The following is a 2,164-nucleotide window of genomic DNA, read 5'->3' as shown; positions in this document are numbered from 1 at the left end:
CATGCTTCAGGCGCTCGAGCCAGCCGGCGGTCAGCGGGATTTCGCGTTCCATCCAGTAGCGGGCGAGCGTCAGCTTGCGCTTGTAGAAGGCGGCATTGCCTTCGCCAGCGGCGAGCTTCTCAAGCGAGAGCTTCGCCATGCGGCCCCACATCCAGCCAATCGCAACCGTGCCGAAAATATTCAGCATGTCATAGGAGGCAGCACCCGCGTGGTCGTAGTTTTTCTGCGCGTTCTGCATCAGCCAGCCTGCGGCTTCGCCAAGGCGCTGATAGCCTTCCTTGAGCGGCTCGACATAGGGCTTCATCTCGGCATTGCCTTCATTCGCCTTGATGAACTCTTCCACCTTGCCGAAGAAGGTCAGCGTGGCGCGGCCGCCCTTCGCCGTCATCTTGCGGGCCACAAGGTCGAGTGCCTGAATGCCGTTCGCACCTTCATAGACCTGATTAATGCGCGCATCGCGCACGAACTGCTCCATGCCGTGATCGCGCACATAGCCATGTCCGCCAAAGACCTGCATGGAATCATTCGCCGCCTGAAAGCCCTTGTCGGTGAAGAAGGCCTTGATGATCGGCGTCATGAGCTGCGAAAGATCGGCAGCTTCCTCGCGCTCCTTCTCATCCTTGCTGGAATTCTGCACGGTGAAGAGGAACGAGACATACATGGCGAGCGCCCGCGCCCCTTCCACGAAGCTGCGCGATGAAAGCAGCAGGCGGCGCACATCCGGGAACACCATGATCGGGTCTGCCGGGCCATCCGGATTTTTCGGGCCGGTAAGCGAGCGACCGGCAAGGCGCTCCTTTGCATAGGCCACACCGTTCTGATAGGCAACTTCGCCCACCGCGATGCCCTGAATGCCCACGCCCATGCGCGCGCCATTCATCATGCCGAACATGCCGGCCATGCCCGCCGATTTCGACTTCTTCACTTCGCCCGTCTCGGTCTTCTTTTCGGCGGGGCGGCCACCAAGCCGGTAGGCGACGGCATCGTCAAAGTTCAGAACGGCGGTCGCATTGCCCTTGATGCCCATCTTCTTTTCGATGGAGCCGACAGACACGCCATTGCGACCGATGATCTCGCCCGTCTCCTTGTCCACCAGCATCTTCGGCACCATGAAGAAGTTCACGGTGGAGAGATCATTGGCGAGCTTGCCATCCTCATCAGGGATCTTCGCGATCACCATGTGGATGATGTTGTCGGTCATGTCGTGGTCGCCGCCCGAGATGAAAATCTTGGTGCCGGTGATGCGATAGGTGCCGTCCGGCTGCTCCACGGCTTTCGTCTTCATCAGCTTCAGGTCGGTGCCGCAATGCGGCTCGGTGAGGCACATGGTGCCGGTCCATTCGCCCGCAATCATGCGCTTGGCCACATGTTCGCGCATCCAGGGCTCGCCCGTTGCCCAAAGCGCGGAATAGGCAGCACCTGTCAGGCCGGGATACATGGTGAAGGCCTGGTTCGCAGAGGAACCCATCTCCGCAAAGGCGAAGGTGATGATGGAGGGAAGCCCCGCACCGCCCGCTTCCACCGGCGCGCCGAGACGGTTCCAGCCATCCTCGCAATATTTCTGGAAGGCTTCCTTGAAGCCGGGCGGCGTGCGGACAACGCCATTTTCAAGCACGCAGCCATGCTCATCGCCCACCTGATTGAGCGGCTGGAGCACTTCCTCACAGAACTTCGCGCCACCTTCGAGGATCGCCTGCGTCATGTCGGGGGTCAGCTCGTCAAAGCCGGGCAGATCGGTGCGCTTGTCGATTTCGAGAAGCTCGTGGAACAGGAACATGAAATCTTCCACGGGGGCTTTGTAGCTCGGCATTGGCGCTTGCTCCTTTGATGGGGCCTGTCTGGAAAAACGGGGCGTCTTAAGAAAATCCGGTCCCCGGCAAAGGCCGGGGTCACGCTGAACTGGCTGCGAAGGGTTAAGCCCCTGCCGCCGCAACGTCAACGCTGCTCACTCGGGTCGCTTGATGCTGCCTTCAATTTTGTAAGTAAGCCGGGGGAAATATCAGGGAAAAGGCGGGATTTGTCGAGTCGCCAGGTTGTTGGCTCATAGCCATATTTCTTCGCCTGTTGTGACCATGCGACCCATAAATCCTGAAGCGGGTCTTCGATTTTCCCGGCTTCGCTGATGATTTTCCGGGCGCGTTCCCGTTCCGGCGTCACCTTGCCT

Annotated in this window: 2 protein-coding genes; both read right to left on the bottom strand. The window is 59.8% G+C overall.

The window, feature by feature from the left end; translation table 11 throughout:
* Positions 1 to 1,810 (bottom strand): acyl-CoA dehydrogenase C-terminal domain-containing protein (locus WBF74_RS04110; RefSeq protein ID WP_424435580.1); only part of this gene is annotated, 1,810 nt, incomplete at its 3' end.
* 125 nt (positions 1,811 to 1,935) lie between these two features.
* Positions 1,936 to 2,164 (bottom strand): hypothetical protein (locus WBF74_RS04105; protein WP_424435577.1); only part of this gene is annotated, 229 nt, incomplete at its 5' end.

The sequence above is a fragment of the Parvibaculum sp. genome (assembly GCF_049672805.1).
Lineage (GTDB): Bacteria > Pseudomonadota > Alphaproteobacteria > Parvibaculales > Parvibaculaceae > Parvibaculum.
Note: the sequence above shows the minus strand (reverse complement) of the source record. Positions and strands in the feature narration are given on the sequence as shown.